The following is a 14310-nucleotide window of genomic DNA, read 5'->3' as shown; positions in this document are numbered from 1 at the left end:
CGCCGCAAGCGAGAATGATCGCGATCCACCCGAAGGTGATCTTCCGGATGGGACGGGGGCCCCGGCACGGGTCCTGCGGGGCCGCCCCTCACCCCCCGTTCGGCTTCCTCGCGTCCACCATCGCCGCGACCTGCGCCCGTGAGTTGAAGCCCAACTTGGTGAGGATGTGGTCGACATGCGCGTCCGCCGTGCGCTTGGAGATCACCAGCCGCTCCGCGATCTGCCGGTTGCTCAGCCCCTCCGCGATCAGGGCCGCGACCTCGCGCTCGCGCGGGGTGAGCGGGCCCAGGGCGCTGCCGTCGCGCCGGTCCTGCGGTGGCACGCGCGCGGTCTCCGGCGCGCGGCCGAGGGCGAGGTCGACCAGCTCGGGGACGGGGAGCATCGTCCCGTGGGTGTATGCCTGGCTGAAGCGCTCGGCGCCCAGGCTGAGCATCAGGGTGTTCTCGATGTCGGTGTGCAGCGTGTTCAGGGCCCGTACGCCCCACAGCGTGGCCCCCACCTGGCGCCACAGCGTGGTCGCGCCGCCGAGCAGCGTCGCGGCCAGTTCGTGCTCGTGCTCCGCACCGGCCACCCAGGACAGGAACTCCACCGTGGCGGCGAGGCTCATCGTCTCGCCCTGCTCGGCGATGGACGGCAGTACGGACTGCCCCAGCTCGCGGCTGTCCTCCAGCTTGCCGACCGCCCACAGGGCCAGCATCTGCGTGATCAGCATGTAGTTGCGCGCCCAGCGCTCCCGGGGGATGTGCGCCAGCTTCTCCAGGGCGGTCTTCGTCTCCTGCAGCGCCAGCTCCGGCTCACCGTGGCCGGCGAGGAACACCGCGGTGTTGATGTAGCCGGCGATCAGCGGGAAGAGGTCGCCGGAGTCGGCGAGCTCCGCCCGCGACCTCTCGAACATCGCCTGCGCCCGGTCGGTGTCGCGGCCCCACATGAGGACCTCGAACGCCTCCACGGCCGAGGTGCGCCCGCGCAGGAAGTCGTCGTCGAGCAGCTCGGCCGTCGCCCGGCAGCGCCGGACCGTCTCGCTGGCGGCGCGGTCGGACTGCAGCAGCGCGTAGTAGGAGGCGAAGTACAGCGCGACGCCGTGGTCCACGCCCGCCTCGGGCTCGGCGAGCAGCGCCTTGTCCGTCCAGCGCCGGGCCTCGGTGAGCCTGCTCGCGCCCAGCCACAGCCCCCACAGGCCGTTCACCAGCCGCAGCGCGGCCCCGTCGCCGGGATGCGCGACGGAGAACTCGATGGCGACCCGGCAGTTGTCGAGGTCGGCGGTCAGGCGGCGCACCCACTCGGTCTGCTTGTCGCTCAGCCACTCCTCGCCCGCCCGCGTGGCGGTGGCGAGGAAGAAGTCGCGGTGGCGGTGCCCGTACTCCTCGGTGCGGCCCAGCGCCTTCAGGCGCTCGGCGCCGTACTCGCGGACCGTGTCGAGCATCCGGTAGCGGTGCTCGACGGGGCCGTCCACCCGGTGCACCACCGACTTGTCCACCAGGGCGCCCAGCAGGTCCAGTACGTCCCAGGACGCCACCCCGCAGCCCTCGCTGACCGCCTCGACGGCCTCCAGCGTGAAGCCGCCGGCGAACACCGACAGGCACGCCCACAGCTCCTGCTCCTGCGGCGAGCACAGCTCGTGGCTCCACTCGATCGTGGTACGCAGCGTCTGGTGGCGCGCCTGGGCCGAGCGCACCCCGGACAGCAGGCGGAAGCGGTCGTCGAGGCGGGCGAGGATCTGCTCCAGCGGCATCGTGCGCACCCGTACGGCGGCCAGCTCGATGGCCAGCGGGATGCCGTCCAGTCGCCGGCACAGCGCGATGACCTCGGCGCGGGTGCCCTCGTTCAACTCGAAGGACGGCAGTGCGGCCCTGGCCCGCGACGCGAACAGCGCCAGGGCGTCGTTGCTGTCCTCCGTCGCGTCCGCCGCCGGCTCCGCCATCGGCGGGATGGCCAGGACGAACTCGCCCGCCAGCGCCACGGGTTGGCGGCTGGTCAGCAGGAGGACGAGCCCGGAGGAGTTGTGCAGGAGGATGTCGACGAACATCGCCATCGCGTCCACCAGGTGCTCGCAGGTGTCCAGCACCAGGAGCGCCTGCTTGTCGGCGAAGTAGTCGATCAGCTGGCCCATCGAGTCCTGCGCCGCGATCTCGGGCAGCCCCACCGCGGCGGCGACCGTGTGGGGGAGCAGCTCGGCGTCGCGCAGACCGCTCAGCTCGACGATGCTCACCCCGTCGGCGAAGTCGACCGACAGCTCGTGGGCGGCCCGCAGGGCGACGCGGCTCTTGCCCACGCCGCCGGGCCCGGTGAGCGTGACGACCCGCGCCGTCGTCACCGCGCCGCGCACGGCGTCCAGCTCCTTGGCGCGCCCGATGAACAGCGTCGGCTCGTTACGGGCCCGAGGGGTGGCCCAGGTCCACTGTGTCAAGGGGATCCTCCGTGCAAGCGGTGTGCAAGCGACCTGAGTTGAGACTCTCATGTCCGCATGGGGGATGCGGCCGCATAGGACGATTCACGACCGGTCCGGGTGGAGTGTCCGCGCACGCCCCGCGCTACTGGCGGCGGGGGCGCGGGGTCGGTCAGGATGCGTCCATGGACACCGAACCCATCGCCCTCGCCCAGGCACTGGCCTCCTTCGAGGCCCTGTGGAGCCCCCGCGTCGTCGCACACGTCAACGACTACGACGTCCGTGTCGCCAAGGTCGAGGGCGAGCACGTCTGGCACGTCCACGACCACACCGACGAGTTCTTCCTCGTACTCGACGGAGAGCTGCGCATCTCCCTGCGCGAGGCGGGCGGGGAGCGCACGGTCGTACTGCCCAAGGGGTCGGTCTTCACCGTCCCCCGGGGGACGGAGCACAGGCCGTCGGCCCCGTCCGGCGCCGCGATCCTCATGTTCGAGCCCACCGGGACGCTGAGCGTGGGCGACCGCCACGAGGAGGTCCCGGGCCACGTGGACGCAACGACCGGGCACGCGCTGGGTGGTTGAGGCGCGGGGGAGGGGCCGTCGCCTGCCGGTGCCCGGGGCTGCCCTCGACCGCCGGGGTGTTCGCGCGCGGGGTGTTCTCGCGCAACAACTCCGGCAGGCGCTCGGCGGCGTACGGCCCCTGCCCTCATCTCACCGCGTTACGAGGGCTGTTGGAGCGTGAGCAGGGTCTCGGGGAAGACCGGGGCCGGGGCGTCGGGGTCGGCGGCGACGGCCTCCTCCATACCGACGGCTCGACGCCGGTGAGCGGCCCGAACGCCTCCGCCAGGGCGGGGCTGAACCTGCCGGTCCCCGAGCCCACGTCCAGCCCGGCCAGCGGGCGCCGCTCGGGCAGCACCGCCTCGAACGCGTCGAGCCACGCCCGCAGCTGCTCCGGGCCGAGCGCGCGGCCGCGCGCGTAGTGCCGGTGCTGCCCGGTGTCGCAGTCGATCTGCCTCATCCGTACCTCCGGCGTGCGCGGGCGGCCGCAACTGCCGACCCGATATATCGAGTTGATACATCGGGACGATATGCGTCGCCGTGCCGTCCCCACAAGGCGCCGGTGGGAGGAGGCGCCCTCAGTCCTCAGTCCTCAGTCCTCGGTCTCGGTGCGCTTGGCGATGTCGTCGTCGCTCAGGATCTCGATCCGGCGCTCGTCCTCCGTGAGCACCTTCACGAACGCCCCGGTGTCGGAGACCACGTAGCCGGTCAACTCGTGCTGACCGTGGCGCAGTTCGATGCGCTCCTTCGGGACCCACATGGTGTCGCTGCCGCCGGCCATGAGGAGGACGGCCGCCATGGTGAGCAGGCCCGTCCGCGCGCTGAGCTTCCTGATGACCTCCAGGCCCAGGCGGGTGCGCCGGAGGAGCAGCTGCAGCGCGGACATCACGGCGAGGACGATCAGCGCGGGCCAGGCGCGGAAGGTGATGACGGCGGCGACGAACACGCAGCCCAGGACGATGAGGGCCAGCGTGTGGCCGATGAACCACTGGCCGCTCCGCAGCCGGCGCAGATGGCCCGCGGCCAGCAGCGGGAGCAGGAAGGCCAGCAGCGTCATGCTCCACCGGGTCTCGCCCAGGAACGTGCCGATCAGGACGCCCAGGCTGTCGCCGAAGTTGATCGAGTCCGAGAGGGCGAAGGCCACGTCCCACTCGTAGTGGGTGACCGCCAGCAGCCGCAGGATGACGAACAGCAGCGCGACCACCGCGGCCGAGACGCCCAGGTGGGCGGCCCCGGCCCTGGGGCGCCGGTCCTGCCCGCCGTCGCTGGTGTCGTGCTCGTGCCCGTCCTCGGCCATGGCGAACCCCGTTCTCCGACCCGGCGCCCCCGGCCCGATCAGGCCGGGGGCGCCGCCGTGCTGATGACCCCGCGGGCGGCCCCGCGGACGGCCCCGCCCGTCAGTCCCCGTCGTAGTGCGAGGGCGGCGGCGTCTCGGAGCGCTCCCTGCGCGTCTCCTTGCCCGTACGGATCTCGCCGTCCGCGGCTTCGCGGCCGATCTCCGTCCACTCCTCCTCGTAGAGGACCTCCTCGTCGGGCGCCCCCTCGGCCGGCAGCCCGGCCAGCAGGCGGTCCGCCGTGGTGCGCTCCTGCAGCTCCTCTACGTCCGGACGCAGCGGCATGCCGCGGCTGTGGCCGGTGTCCGGGTTGCCCTCGACCTCGTCGTTGGACTTGTGGTGATGAGACACAGCTACTCCTTCAGAGCCGCGGGACGCGCCCGGCGCGGGCGCCCGGCGCGTCCTCGGAAAAACCCCGAGCGAACTGCCTGGCTGCGACTACTTCTTGGGCTTCTTCGGCCCGTCCTTACCGTCGCCGCCCGACTGCGGACTCCCCTCCTGGGACGCCTGCCCGCTGCCGGACGCGCTCTTGGCGGAGGCGGCGGGCTTCTTCTTCGCCGCCGGCTTCGCACCCCCGGTCTCCTTCGCCGGCTCCTTTGCCGCGTCCTTCGCCGTGGAGCCCTTCCCGCCCGTGGACTTCTGCGGCGACTCCTCGCCCGGCTTGACCACCGCCGTGTGCAGGGTGCCGTCCTCCAGGTCCACCACGATCGTGTCGCCGGGCTCCGCGTCCCCGCTGAGCATGAGCGACGCGAGGCGGTTGTCCAGCTCCTTCTGGATCGTGCGGCGCAGCGGCCGGGCGCCGAACTCCGGCTGGTAGCCGTGGTCGATGAGGAACTTGCGCGCCCCCTCAGTGACCTTCAGCTCCATGTCCTGCGCCCGGACGCGGCCCTCGCTCTGGGCCAGCATCAGCGTCAGGATCTGCTCGAGGTCCTTCTCCTTCAGACCGGAGAAGACCACGATGTCGTCGATGCGGTTGAGGAACTCGGGGCGGAAGTGCGCCTTGAGCTCGTCCATCAACTGGTCCTTGATCTCGTCCACTTCACCGTCGTGCGCGAGGATGAGGTGCGAGCCGAGGTTCGACGTCATGATGACGACGCAGTGCCGGAAGTCCACCGTGCGGCCCTGGCCGTCGGTCAGGCGGCCGTCGTCCAGGATCTGCAGCAGGATGTTGAAGACGTCCGGGTGGGCCTTCTCGATCTCGTCGAAGAGGACCACGCAGTACGGGTTGCGCCGCACCTTCTCCGTGAGCTGGCCGGCCTCCTCGTACCCGACGTATCCGGGAGGGGCGCCCACCAGCCGCGAGACGGTGTGCTTCTCCTGGAACTCGCTCATGTCGAAGCGCACGAGCTTGTCCGGGCTGCCGAAGAGGATCTCGGCGAGGGTCTTGGCGACCTCCGTCTTGCCGACACCCGTCGGGCCCAGGAAGAGGAACGAGCCGACGGGCCGGTCGGGGTCGCCCATGCCGGAGCGGTTGCGGCGTACCGCCTCGCACACCACGGTGACGGCCTCGTCCTGGCCGACGATGCGGTCGTGCATCGCGCTCTCGAGCTGGAGGAGCTTCTCCTTCTCGCTCTCGGTGAGCTGCGAGACGGGGATGCCGGTGCGCTTGGAGACGACGTCGGCCATGTCCTTCTCGGTGACCGACACGACCCCCTCGCGGCGCTCGTCGATACCCGCCAGCTCCGCCTCGGCGGTGGCGATCTCCTTCTTCAGCCGGCCCGCCTTGTCGTAGTCCTCGGCGGCGATGGCCTGGTCGCGCTCCCGGCGCAGCTTGGCGATCCTGTCCTCGCACTCCACGATCTTCGTGGAGCGCGCCGCGCTGCGCAGCCGCACCCGGGCGCCGGCCTGGTCCATCACGTCGATGGCCTTGTCGGGCAGGAAGCGGTCGCCGATGTAGCGGTCGGACAGTACGGCCGCGGCGGCCAGCGCGTCGTCGGTGAAGCGCACGTTGTGGTGGGCCTCGTAGGCGTCGCGCAGGCCCTCCAGGATGACGACCGTCTCGTCCACGCTGGGTTCGGGCACCAGCACCGGCTGGAAGCGCCGCTCCAGCGCGGCGTCCTTCTCCACGTGCTTGCGGTACTCGTCGATGGTCGTCGCGCCCACCACGTGCAGCTCGCCGCGCGCCAGCGCCGGCTTGAGCATGTTGCCCGCGTCCATCGAGCCCTCGCCGGTCGCGCCCGCGCCGACGACGGTGTGCAGCTCGTCGATGAACAGGATGATGTCGCCCTCGGAGTCCTGGACGTCCTTGATGACCTTCTTCAGGCGCTCCTCGAACTGGCCGCGGTACTGCGCGCCCGCCACCATGCCCGACAGGTCCAGCGAGATGACCTCCTTGTCCTTCAGCGTCTCGGGCACGTCCCCGGCGACGATGCGCTGGGCCAGGCCCTCCACGATGGCGGTCTTGCCCACACCGGGCTCACCGATCAGGACGGGGTTGTTCTTCGAGCGCCGCGAGAGGATCTCCACGGTCTGCTCGATCTCCTCGCCGCGGCCGACGACCGGGTCGAGCTTGCCCTCGCGGGCCTCGTCGGTCAGATTGCGCCCGAACTCCTCCAGCGCCGACTCCTGGCCTTCCTTGCCCTGCGCACCCTGCATACCCCTGCCACCCTTCTGCGGCCTGCGGCCCGAGCCGGGCTGCCCCTCGCCGCGGGTCGCCTCCTCCGTACGGCGCGCGATGCGGTCCGTGTCCAGGCCCTCGGCGCGCAGCAGCTTCGTCGCCCCGGAGCCCTCGCCGTCCAGCAGCGCGGAGAGGATGTGCTCGGGGCCGATGTAGTCGGCGCCGGCGGCCCGGGACTGCTGGTAGGCGTTGGCCAGGGTGCGCTTGGCGGCGGGCGTCAGGCCCGGCTCGGCCGAGGGCGTACCCGACTCGTAGGGCAGCGCCTCGGCGACCAGGTCGGCCAGCTCGTCGGGCTCGACACCGACCTGCTTGAGCAGCGTGCGGGCGGGCTCGACCTTCGTCGCCGCCCACAGCAGGTGCTCGGTGTCCAGGTCGGAGGTGCCGTCGTCCATGGCCTTGCCGGCGGCCAGGTTGAGCAGCTCGTGGGAGGACTCCGTCAGCAGCCGCCCGATGGGCACCCGCTGCACGGCCGGCGGCGATGTCTGCGGCGACATCCCGAAGAAGCGGTTCAGCAGATCGCCGAAGGGATCGCTGAACGGGTCGGACGAACCGAACGACATCGACATAACGGCTCCGTATCCGCGGTAGGGGTCATCCCCACTGAAACGCGGAGCGGCGCACTCCGCAATCGGAAGGGGCCAAGGCGAGGGGAGGCACCCACGTCTCCTGTCGAGGCGGACGATCGGGTGCGCGCGGCGGCGCGCGGTGGGGTAATGGGGGTGTGCGCGGCGCCCGCAGGGCCCCGTACACCCTCCTGTTACGGCCCCAACTCACCCCCGGAGCACCGCACATGACTGGCGACCCCGAGCCCATCAGCCCGCACGCGCTGGAGCAGCTGCAGCACAAGCTCGCCGACCTGCGTACCGAACGCGCGGCCGTCGCCGCGACCTTCCGCAGCGACGACGTCGCGGGCGACGCGGCGGACGCGGCCGACGAACTGCAGCGCGCCACCGACGCCACCCGCCTCGACGGGCGCATCGCCGAGCTGGAGACCCGCATCCGCCAGGCGGAGATCGCCGGGCCGCCGCCCGAGGGCGTCATCGGCGTGGGCAGCTCCGTCACGGTGCGCTTCTCCGACGGCGGCGAGTCGACGCTGCGGGTCGGCGAGGTCGCCGACGAACTCGACCCGACGCTGGTGACCGCCGACAGCCCGCTGGGCCGGGCCCTCCTGGGCCGCCGCGCCGGCGACAGCGTCAGCTACCTGACCCCGCAGGGCGAGGCGGGCGCGACGGTGGTGTCGCTGGGGGGCTGAGGGCGTACGGGGCGGGGACGGCCGCGTCGCCCGACTGCACCAACACCGCTGGCCGCGGCCCGGCGCCGCACCGAAGCTGAGAGCGGCGCGCGGGCCCGACCCGGCTTTTGGGCGGCCTCGTCGCGACCCCGACGAACCTCCCCCCGAAAGCAGGAGACGCATGGCGTTCACCCTCCCCACTGCCATCGAGAGCCGCCCGGTCGCGGTCATCGGCGCAGGCACCCTCGGCCGCCGGATCGCCCTGATGTTCTGCGACCGGGGCGGCGAGGTCCGTATCTGCGACCCCTCCAAGCCCGCCCTGGAGGACGCCCGCGCCTACGTCGACGCGAACATCGCCAAGGTCGCCGCCAAGGTCGGCGGCACCCCCGGCCGCGTCGACATCACCGACAGCCAGAAGGACGCCGTCGCCGACGCCTGGCTCGTCATCGAGGCCGTTCCCGAGCACCTCGACCTCAAGCGCGACATCTTCGGCAAGCTCGACGCGCTGGCCGAGCCGGACGCGATCCTGGCGAGCAACTCCTCCTCGTACGCCTCCAGCGAGTTCATCGACAACGTCAAGCACCCCGAGCGCGTGCTGAACATGCACTTCTACATGCCGCCGCTGCAGAACGCGCTCGACATGATGTCCGACGGACACACCGACCCGGCGATCTTCACCTTCCTGGAGAAGGTGCTGCCCCAGTACGGCCTGCACCCCTTCCTGGCGCGCAAGGAGTCGACCGGCTTCATCTTCAACCGCATCTGGGCCGCCATCAAGCGCGAGGCCCTGGAGGTGGTCGCCGAGGGCGTCTCCACCCCGCAGGACGTCGACGCCATGTGGAGGATCAACATGGGGACGCCCGCCGGGCCGTTCCTGATGATGGACCACGTCGGCCTGGACGTCGTCCTGGACATCGAGTCCCACTACGCCGCCGAGAACCCCAACCTCCCCAAGGGCCCGCGCGAGCTGCTGAAGAAGTACGTCGACGCCGGCCACCTCGGCGTCAAGACCGGCCAGGGCTTCTACATGTACGGCAAGGACGGCGAGCCCGTCGGCCCCGGCGACACCACCGTCGCCCTGGAGAAGGCCGAGCGGTGAAGGCCGAGGACGTCGTCGCGGAGTGGACCACGCCCCTGGGGGCGCCGGCCTTTCCCAAGACGCGCTACAAGTTCGTCGACCGCGAGTACTTCAACATCGTCTACCGCACCGACCCCGAGGCGCTGCGCCGCTTCGTCCCCGAACCGCTGACCATCCCCGAACCGCTGGTGCGCTTCGAGGTCATGCGGATGCCGGACGTGACGGGGCTGGGCGACTACACCGAGTGCGGGCAGCTGGCGGTGGTCGAACTCGACGGCGTACGCGGCGAGTACAACATGGCGATGTACGTCGACGACTTCGCCGCCATCGCCTCCGGGCGCGAACTGGGCGCGTACCCCAAGAAGCTCGGCAGCCCCCGCCTGGCGCTGGAGACCGACACCCTGACGGGCACGCTCGACTACGGCTCGGTGCGGGTGGCGACGGCCACCATGGGCTACAAGTACTACCCCCTCGCCGTCGACAAGGCGCGCGAGGAGATCGCCGTCCCCACGTACATGCTGAAGAAACTCCCCGGCTTCGACGGGCAGCCGCGCATCTGCGAGCTGGTACGCGCCGAGATCACGGACGTCGAGATCAAGGGCGCGTGGACGGGCCCGGCCCGCCTGCAGCTCTTCGAGCACGTGATGGCGCCGTTGGCGGACCTGCCGGTGCGCGAGATCGTCTCGGTGAGCCATCTGCTGACGGATCTGACGCTGGGGAGCCCGGGGGTGGTGCACGACTACCTGTGAGGGCGGTGCGCTGCGTGGAGCGGTGGGCCGCTCCGGTCGTGGGCGCGGGCGGGGTGTGCCACGCTCGGAAGCATGAGCGATTCCGCATCCTCCGTGCCCCCCGCGCACACGACCGGCACCGGCGACCTGACCCTCTTCTACGGCGACCTCGACGCCCCGCACCGGCTGCAGATCTTCCTGGAGATGCGCGACCGGGGCAGCCACGACATGGCGAAGGCGCTGCTGGAGACGGTCCGCAAGGGTGCTGACGAGGGCCGCTACGGCGTGGCGTTCCACTTCGCGGCGATCCTGGACGACACGGTCGGCGGCGAGGGCTCCCAGCGCGCCCTGTCGGCGCTGGCGGCGGCGAGCGACGAAAGCCAGAGCGCGTTCATGGACTACCTCGCGGCCCTCCTCGCCGCCCAGCCCTTCCCCCCGGGCACGGACAGTTACGCCGACCCTTCGGTGCTGCTGTCGGTGGCGGAGAAGGTCGACGGCCTGCGCTCGCCGGCCTTCGACCGCAAGGTGCAGGACGGCACGTACATGCGCTGGGCGGGCGAGTCGGTGGGCGCCTTCTCCTCGTACGGAACGGTGGGCACCCCGGACTTCCGTTACGACCAGGAGCAGCTGCCGGTGGTGGACATCAACGGCGAACTGGTGCTGAGCCCAGCGGAGTTCGTGGCGCAGACGGAGAAGTAGCGGGCCGGAGCCGGTAGTCCCCACCCCGCACCTCAGCGAAACTCGTGCACCACCTGGATCTCGCCGACGATGTGGGCGTTGAACTCGTCCAACTCCTCGGCGGGCACCCAGAGTTCGAGAATCGTTTGCCCACCGGCCTGCTGGACGGGATAGCGGCGCAGGAATTCGGCGTCGACCTCGAAACGGGTCACGAAGCCGGCCCCGTCGTGCGGCACGTTCCAGTCCCGGGCGATCTTGACGGCGTAGTCCTCGTTGAGCACGGGATAGAAGATGGGCTGCTCGGGAAGCCGAGGCGGCCACGCCCGCCACCCCGACTCGCGCACCAGCTCCAACTCGGCAGGCCCGGTGGGGCGCCACAGGGTCGTCGTCGCGGGCGGACTGCTCATGGTGAACCGCTCTCGGGCGAGGGGAGCCGACGGACAGGCCCTCCGGGAAGCGGGGACGATACCGCCGGAGCCGGGTCGCCGGCCACACGGTTTCCGTCGGCATGCCTTCCGGGGACAGGTCTCTATCCGATCATGGTGTCCTCATCGAAGCCGAGCTCTTCATCGATATCCAGAGCATAGGCAGCGTGCCAGCGGACGACGTTGGGCCACATCGGCTCCGTCATGCCCCGAACATGGTCGAGCGCCTTCTCCGTTCCGATGTCGGTCAGAGAGGAGATCGCTTTCTGAGTCAGCCAGTACGCGGGCGCGTCCCGGTCCAGCGAGCGCTCTACCACTCGAAGAATGCACGCGACGGAATCAGCTGCCCCTATGTCTCCCAAGATGTCCACGAAATCTTCGTTGTTGAGATCAGGGATGTCGGCGTCGAGCAGTTCCTGCAGAACGGCCCCCAGTCCCGGCGCCCGCAGTGCCGCAGCTGCATTGGCAAGGCGCTGGGCCCGGCGCAGGTCTCCCGCGAGAGCGGTCTCGCGGATCCATCTCGCGATGGAGCCGGTGACCATGGGATGCCGGGCCGCGATGTCCAGGCCCTGCTGCTCCGTGACGAATCCCGCGGCGAGCGTTTCCACTGCGGCGAGTTGGCGTTCCTCGTCGATGCTTGGCACGTCTCCCCCCGAGGCGGATCGGCTCCTGCGGCGAGCAGGTGGCGGGCGATGGAAATCGTATCCGTATGGCGTTCTGGCTCAGGCCGAAGAGCTGGATCCCGGCCCTTGCCGCGACTCCTCGGCCGCCTCCGCGATGTCCACCGGGACGATCCGCCGCCACCCGGCGCCCCCGGCTGGTCACGTACGTGATCCGGCCTCGCACGGTGCTCTCGTGCAGGACGTCGGCCAGCTGGGTCCGCAGGTCGCGGACACCGATTTCAGCGCTTATGAGGCGGTTCGATGGGCGATGGACGACGCCCCGATGCTGCTCACCGCAGCGGGAAAGCCCGACACCACGTCGCGGCACATCCTCCAGGCGCTGGCAAGAGGACGCTGGTGCGCGGCAGCGGGCGTATTCGTCGACGGCGACGAGGTCGTCGGCCTCCCGACTGGTACGAAGTTGTCTCACCCGCCAACGAGAGCGGATTCGCCGTCTGGTTGCTGCATGGCAATCGCGCGTATCCCTCCAAGCCGTCCACCGACTCGGGCGTGGGTCTTCGTGTGAACACCCGGACCGACTCGTCATGGTTCACGGAGGTGGTCCGGCGGGGAGCGACCGTGTTGAGCTTGACGACTGGCCTGGTCGGGAGGGCGATGACCGACACGTGCTGACCGTGGCCCGTCAAGCATGATTGTGCTTGGATGAACGTTCTCCGGCACTTCTCCGTCATAGAGGAAACGACGAAGGGCCTTTGCCGGCGATGCGGCTCAACACGAGGGCTTCCGATGGCACGCGCTCCCTGCTCGTGTCGTCCGCAGAGATCAAGCATGTGCGCACCGTACTGAGCCTCGGAGGCGTGCCCTGGAGAGAACTCGACGACGGACTGCAGCAAGTCAGGCTGAAACTACTGGAGGAGCGGGCAGGAACGGAGCGTCCGATGATCCGTAACCCACTGGCGTGGGCAACGGTTGTCGCTTCCCGGGTAGCGCTCGATTGACACCGTGGCCGAGCCCGTGACGCAGGCTTGCGCGAGCGATTGGCGGCTCGCTGGCCAGACAGCCCATCTCGCGACGGCCTGGCAGAGGATCGGGCCTTGGCCCTGACAGTCGCCGATGGACTGGAAGCCCTGGCCCCACTCCACCGGCAGGTGATCACTCTTCGCTACTTCGCCGATCTGAGCGTACGGGACATTGCGACAGGGCTCGGGATCCCCGAGGGCACGGTGAAGAGTCGCCTGCACACGGCGCTTGCCACCCTGCGCAGGCGGCTGGCTGATCTGGAGGTGCTCTGACCATGGGCGACGACATGACAGCACGCGAGGAACAGCGACTGCGCCACGCGCTAACCCTGATCAACGACGTAGTCGGCGACGAGGAGGCACGAATGGAAGCACAGCCACATGCACGAGCGCGCAGGCGGGGCGCATTGACCGCCGGCGCGCTCGCCTGCATCGCCGCTCTGGCGGTGGGCATCGGCGTCGCGTTGAATGCCGGCGATTCCTCCGCGCCTTCCTCGAACGCGCCGGAGGGGCGGGAGGAAGCCGACAACGGCCAGAGCCTGGAGGAGTGGATCGCCTGCGCCCCCGTCATCGTCGAGGGCGACGTGCTGACCGTACGTCAAGCAGCCCAGGGCAGGGTCGTCGTAACTCTCGAGGTCAAGGACTGGATCAAACCCGCTCAAGGAAAGAAGCGGATAGAGCTGGATGTGCTCGACCCGACGCCGACCGGAGTCGGAGAGCCGTGGCAGGAGGGCAGCCACGTGCTGGCAGGGGTGCCCGAACGCCGCGACCAGCCCGCCGACACTTTCCACGGCGCGGAGATCGCCACGACCCGGGCGCGCATCGAGGGAGCTCTGGCACGCGCCGCCGATACGGTCTGCCCGCCGCCCTGGCGGAAGGACTGAAGGGGCGGGGTCAATCCAAACGAGGTGAGCAGTCCGCCGCCACGGTGCAGGCCGCCGCGGTCGACCCGAACCGCAGCCTGGAGGACGAGATGGCTGGTCGGGACGGTGCCGCCTTGGCGGCTGCGCTGGCCTCCGCCGTACCGGCCGAGCAGCAGCAGTTCGGTCCCGCTCAAAGCCGCACAGCCTGCCCCTAGTCCAGCAGGATTTCGGTGTCTGGCCTGGTCTTTCGCCGGGTGGCGGGAGTGTAGCGGGACTTCGGTCGTGCGGGGTGGTCTCATGGGGATCGCCCCTCGATCGTGCGGCAACGCCGCAGGTAGTGACAGCGGCGGGGCAGCCTCCGAGGGTGATCACCGAGTCTGCCGCCGCGCAGTGGGACCTCGAACTGGACGATCTCTTCCTGGCCATCGGGCCCTGGTCGACCGCGAGCTCTACCTCCCGAAGTCCTGGACCGAGGACCGGGAGCGGTGCCGCACCGCAAGAGTTCCCGACGAGCGGGAGTTCGCCACCAAGGGCGAACTGGCCCGGCACATGGTGCTGCGGGCCCTCGCCTCGCCGCTGCCCATCGCCTGGGTCACCGCGGATTCCGCCTACGGGCAGGACACCCGATTCCGCCGGCTGCTGGAGCAGTCGGGCGTCGGCTACGTACTGGCCGTCCCCAAGTCCCAGTTCAGCGTGCTCTTGCGAGGAACCCCGGTCGTTCACGCCCGGGAGGAATCGCATCCCGTCGCAGCGACACGGAGTGTCGCAGCC

Annotated in this window: 14 protein-coding genes and 1 pseudogene; 8 read left to right on the top strand and 7 right to left on the bottom strand. The window is 70.5% G+C overall.

Translation table 11 applies throughout. The features are described 5' to 3' along the window. Nucleotides 1-88: 88 nt before the first annotated feature. The gene (locus ACFQLX_RS13640) at nucleotides 89-2407 is read right to left on the bottom strand and encodes an ATP-binding protein (RefSeq protein ID WP_386414770.1); all 2319 of its coding nucleotides are present in this window, start codon (nucleotides 2405-2407) and stop codon (nucleotides 89-91) included. A gap of 164 nt (nucleotides 2408-2571) precedes the next feature. On the opposite strand from ACFQLX_RS13640, the gene ACFQLX_RS13635 reads away from it, so the two are divergent. After that, complete coding sequence (locus ACFQLX_RS13635) at nucleotides 2572-2967, top strand: cupin domain-containing protein (RefSeq protein ID WP_386414769.1); 396 nt, start codon at nucleotides 2572-2574, stop codon at nucleotides 2965-2967. 124 nt (nucleotides 2968-3091) lie between these two features. Here ACFQLX_RS13635 and ACFQLX_RS13630 read toward each other — a convergent pair whose 3' ends face one another. The 4 genes from ACFQLX_RS13630 to ACFQLX_RS13615 form a co-directional block, all read right to left on the bottom strand. Continuing rightward, the gene (locus ACFQLX_RS13630) at nucleotides 3092-3403 is read right to left on the bottom strand and encodes a class I SAM-dependent methyltransferase (RefSeq protein ID WP_386414767.1); all 312 of its coding nucleotides are present in this window, start codon (nucleotides 3401-3403) and stop codon (nucleotides 3092-3094) included. A gap of 132 nt (nucleotides 3404-3535) precedes the next feature. Next, nucleotides 3536-4240, bottom strand: coding sequence for a hypothetical protein (locus tag ACFQLX_RS13625; protein ID WP_386414766.1), 705 nt, complete (start codon nucleotides 4238-4240; stop codon nucleotides 3536-3538). A 100-nt stretch (nucleotides 4241-4340) separates the two neighbouring features. Next, nucleotides 4341-4628, bottom strand: coding sequence for a hypothetical protein (locus tag ACFQLX_RS13620; protein ID WP_386414765.1), 288 nt, complete (start codon nucleotides 4626-4628; stop codon nucleotides 4341-4343). 87 nt (nucleotides 4629-4715) lie between these two features. Next, a complete protein-coding gene (locus ACFQLX_RS13615) occupies nucleotides 4716-7460 on the bottom strand; it encodes an ATP-dependent Clp protease ATP-binding subunit (protein ID WP_386414764.1) in 2745 nt (914 codons plus the stop codon). Nucleotides 7461-7684: 224 nt separating this feature from the next. Between ACFQLX_RS13615 and ACFQLX_RS13610 the strand changes: the two genes are divergently transcribed. The 4 genes from ACFQLX_RS13610 to ACFQLX_RS13595 all read left to right on the top strand — a co-directional run bounded on the left by ACFQLX_RS13610 (nucleotide 7685) and on the right by ACFQLX_RS13595 (nucleotide 10630). Further along, entirely contained in the window at nucleotides 7685-8146 is a 462-nt protein-coding gene (locus ACFQLX_RS13610) for a GreA/GreB family elongation factor (RefSeq protein ID WP_386414763.1), read from the top strand. Between the two features lie 160 nt (nucleotides 8147-8306). Further along, entirely contained in the window at nucleotides 8307-9224 is a 918-nt protein-coding gene (locus ACFQLX_RS13605; protein ID WP_386414762.1) for a 3-hydroxyacyl-CoA dehydrogenase family protein, read from the top strand. Further along, nucleotides 9221-9952 carry an acetoacetate decarboxylase gene (locus tag ACFQLX_RS13600; RefSeq protein ID WP_386414761.1) on the top strand — a complete coding sequence of 244 codons (732 nt, stop codon included), beginning with the start codon at nucleotides 9221-9223 and terminating at the stop codon, nucleotides 9950-9952. The genes ACFQLX_RS13605 and ACFQLX_RS13600 overlap by 4 nt, the downstream gene beginning before the upstream one ends. Before the next feature lie 72 nt (nucleotides 9953-10024). Next, nucleotides 10025-10630, top strand: a complete 606-nt coding sequence (locus ACFQLX_RS13595) for a thioredoxin domain-containing protein (protein ID WP_386414759.1) — start codon at nucleotides 10025-10027, stop codon at nucleotides 10628-10630. 32 nt (nucleotides 10631-10662) lie between these two features. Here the strand turns inward: ACFQLX_RS13595 and ACFQLX_RS13590 are convergent, their stop codons facing one another. Both ACFQLX_RS13590 and ACFQLX_RS13585 read right to left on the bottom strand, forming a co-directional pair. Further along, a complete protein-coding gene (locus ACFQLX_RS13590; protein ID WP_386414758.1) occupies nucleotides 10663-11016 on the bottom strand; it encodes a hypothetical protein in 354 nt (117 codons plus the stop codon). A gap of 122 nt (nucleotides 11017-11138) precedes the next feature. Beyond that, complete coding sequence (locus ACFQLX_RS13585) at nucleotides 11139-11678, bottom strand: hypothetical protein (protein ID WP_386414757.1); 540 nt, start codon at nucleotides 11676-11678, stop codon at nucleotides 11139-11141. 1004 nt (nucleotides 11679-12682) lie between these two features. Between ACFQLX_RS13585 and ACFQLX_RS13580 the strand changes: the two genes are divergently transcribed. The 3 genes and pseudogenes from ACFQLX_RS13580 to ACFQLX_RS13570 all read left to right on the top strand — a co-directional run. Next, nucleotides 12683-12949, top strand: coding sequence for an RNA polymerase sigma factor (locus ACFQLX_RS13580; RefSeq protein WP_386414756.1), 267 nt, complete (start codon nucleotides 12683-12685; stop codon nucleotides 12947-12949). Between the two features lie 2 nt (nucleotides 12950-12951). Beyond that, the gene (locus ACFQLX_RS13575; protein ID WP_386414755.1) at nucleotides 12952-13560 is read left to right on the top strand and encodes a hypothetical protein; all 609 of its coding nucleotides are present in this window, start codon (nucleotides 12952-12954) and stop codon (nucleotides 13558-13560) included. Between the two features lie 390 nt (nucleotides 13561-13950). Further along, nucleotides 13951-14310: pseudogene (locus ACFQLX_RS13570) on the top strand (transposase); the annotation flags it as partial.

It is taken from the genome of Streptomyces polyrhachis, assembly GCF_042663125.1.
GTDB classification, from domain to species: domain Bacteria; phylum Actinomycetota; class Actinomycetes; order Streptomycetales; family Streptomycetaceae; genus Streptomyces; species Streptomyces polyrhachii.
This window is presented reverse-complemented; position numbering and strand designations above follow the sequence as displayed.

Coding starts and splice junctions, on each gene's coding strand:
- ACFQLX_RS13635 (WP_386414769.1), top strand. CDS start 2,572: ATGGACACCGAACCCATCGCCCTCGCCCAGGCACTGGCCTCCTTCGAG.
- ACFQLX_RS13630 (WP_386414767.1), bottom strand. CDS start 3,403: ATGAGGCAGATCGACTGCGACACCGGGCAGCACCGGCACTACGCGCGC.
- ACFQLX_RS13625 (WP_386414766.1), bottom strand. CDS start 4,240: ATGGCCGAGGACGGGCACGAGCACGACACCAGCGACGGCGGGCAGGAC.
- ACFQLX_RS13615 (WP_386414764.1), bottom strand. CDS start 7,460: ATGTCGATGTCGTTCGGTTCGTCCGACCCGTTCAGCGATCCCTTCGGC.
- ACFQLX_RS13610 (WP_386414763.1), top strand. CDS start 7,685: ATGACTGGCGACCCCGAGCCCATCAGCCCGCACGCGCTGGAGCAGCTG.
- ACFQLX_RS13605 (WP_386414762.1), top strand. CDS start 8,307: ATGGCGTTCACCCTCCCCACTGCCATCGAGAGCCGCCCGGTCGCGGTC.
- ACFQLX_RS13595 (WP_386414759.1), top strand. CDS start 10,025: ATGAGCGATTCCGCATCCTCCGTGCCCCCCGCGCACACGACCGGCACC.
- ACFQLX_RS13590 (WP_386414758.1), bottom strand. CDS start 11,016: ATGAGCAGTCCGCCCGCGACGACGACCCTGTGGCGCCCCACCGGGCCT.
- ACFQLX_RS13575 (WP_386414755.1), top strand. CDS start 12,952: ATGGGCGACGACATGACAGCACGCGAGGAACAGCGACTGCGCCACGCG.